This is a genomic window from Psychrobacter glacincola (assembly GCF_904846215.1).
Taxonomy (GTDB): Bacteria; Pseudomonadota; Gammaproteobacteria; order Pseudomonadales; family Moraxellaceae; genus Psychrobacter; species Psychrobacter glacincola.
Genome location: NZ_CAJGZK010000048.1, coordinates 1 through 2046, shown reverse-complemented (window position 1 = coordinate 2046; position 2046 = coordinate 1). Strand labels below are relative to the sequence as shown.

At 38.8% G+C, this 2046-nt stretch carries 2 protein-coding genes and 4 tRNA genes; all 6 read left to right on the top strand.

Translation table 11 applies throughout. The features are described 5' to 3' along the window. Positions 1 to 221, top strand: a 221-nt coding sequence (locus tag JMW90_RS13840) for a transposase (RefSeq protein ID WP_420825323.1), incomplete at its 5' end; no start/stop codon positions are given. A gap of 568 nt (positions 222 to 789) precedes the next feature. Continuing rightward, positions 790 to 865 (top strand) — tRNA-Thr (locus JMW90_RS13290). A 66-nt stretch (positions 866 to 931) separates the two neighbouring features. After that, positions 932 to 1015, top strand: a tRNA-Tyr gene (locus tag JMW90_RS13285). An 85-nt stretch (positions 1016 to 1100) separates the two neighbouring features. Further along, positions 1101 to 1174: transfer RNA gene (locus tag JMW90_RS13280), tRNA-Gly, on the top strand. Positions 1175 to 1290: 116 nt separating this feature from the next. Next, positions 1291 to 1365, top strand: a tRNA-Thr gene (locus tag JMW90_RS13275). A 482-nt stretch (positions 1366 to 1847) separates the two neighbouring features. Beyond that, on the top strand, positions 1848 to 2046 hold a 199-nt coding region (locus tag JMW90_RS13270; protein WP_227691975.1), incomplete at its 3' end, for a GTP-binding protein.

The following is a 2046-nucleotide window of genomic DNA, read 5'->3' as shown; positions in this document are numbered from 1 at the left end:
ACTTTGCTCAGCCTTATCATTCTTGGGAGCGTGGAACGAATGAGAATACCAATGGTTTAATTCGTCAGTTTCTACCTAAGTCGATGCGTCTTGATAACCTATGCACGCGCTTAGTTCAGTCGATTGAGGATAATTTAAATAATCGACCTAGAAAGGTGCTAGGGTTTAGAACGCCTCTTGAGGTAAAATCTAGCTTCGGGTGCGTTGCACTTCGATGTTGAATCCAAGTTTATTTGAATCATAAAGCTGCGCACTTATAAAACTTGTAATCGATTGGCTTTAAGGCATTAGCCTCATGCTAAGATAAATACTGCACCGTTTTGCTTAATAATTTTAGAGCAAGTGAGCAAAATTAATATAGTCGATTCATTTTAAAAACAATACAGTGCTATTGACTATAAATTTTTTGCAGCCTCTGTCACGCCTGTGAACAGCAAGCAAGAAAAATTATAGCAAATAGCACGTTATTACAATCGTAGCGCTTTTATTTTGAACGGACGGACTATACCTACCAGCAGTACATAATGTGTCGATATTACTTTTCACTGACTATAATTATTGAGTATTTTGAGTGATATACAACCCATTCAAAAGAGTTTGGCAGTTAGGTATTCAGCTGAAAGATAAGTCGTTGCAATAACGGTGATAGAACAAGCTTTTTGTCTGGAATAAAAATCCTTTTATAATCAACTGTTTGAGATTTTTTATTAAAATAAAGTTAAAAATACTAAAAAAGGGCTTGCGTCTGCCAAGATATTTGATAGAATAGCCACCACTTTGAGAGAACAAGCCGACTTAGCTCAGTTGGTAGAGCAACTGACTTGTAATCAGTAGGTCGCCAGTTCGATCCCGGCAGTCGGCACCATCTCTCTCAAAGCCGCTTTTTATGAATTTGCTTTAAATTAAAAGTATTTTTGTACAAAGCAATCTAGGTGGGATTGGGGAGCGGTCAAACCCAACAGACTGTAAATCTGTCGCGAAAGCTTCGAAGGTTCGAATCCTTCTCCCACCACCATATTTTTTCTAAGTTTGTCTTAGCGCCAAGCATACTCTATATCAATCAATATTCTTTATTAGAATCCATCCAGATTAGAGTAAATGCGGGTGTGGTATAATGGTAACACCTTAGCCTTCCAAGCTAATGACGCGGGTTCGATTCCCGCCACCCGCTCCATATATGTACCATCGCACAAACCATCAATATTTATCACGACAGTCAGTTATTATTGCTGTATCGTGATATTTTTTTAGTGCAACTTACTGGTTGGCTACTGTAGTTGTTAAAAGTACGCTCATATAGCTCAGCGGTAGAGCACTCCCTTGGTAAGGGAGAGGTCTTGAGTTCAATTCTCAATATGAGCTCCATTTATTGTTCCATTCTTTATATTTGCTTTGCTAATTTTACCTATAGCTTAGTATTGGTATCGAAATTATAAAATATCGAAAATTATACAGACAGTGTGGCAGATAATAATTCATAGGTGACACTGAGGTGTTGCCTTTTTGCGCTGTCAGTTTATTAGTAAGTACTGCATTGGCAGGTTAGGTCAGCTGTATAAAGGATTAAATGAATAATAGTGAGATAAAGTAGTGCAACAGCGGTGCTGTACATTAACTTCTCATGTTCAATAGAGTGAAAAGCACGTATAATGCCCCTATTTATACGCTTAACCGTTAAAATATCGAACACACTGATAGTATGGCGCTACAACTATTGTTCTAATAGATATTGTTTGGATAGAAAAAGCACAGTGTCAACGGTTTGATGGTCATACATCATAAGCCGTCAAACCGTTATTTACCGATCTTTGATTGATAAATATTCACCAAAAAAAGAGGAAATACCCATGGCAAAGGCCAAGTTTGAACGTCTAAAACCCCATGTTAACGTCGGCACCATCGGACACGTTGACCACGGTAAAACCACCCTTACTGCTGCTATCGCAACCGTAGCTGCCAAAACTTCAGGTGGCGAAGCCAAAGACTACGCGTCTATTGACTCAGCACCAGAAGAAAAAGCACGTGGCATCACCATCAACACCTCAC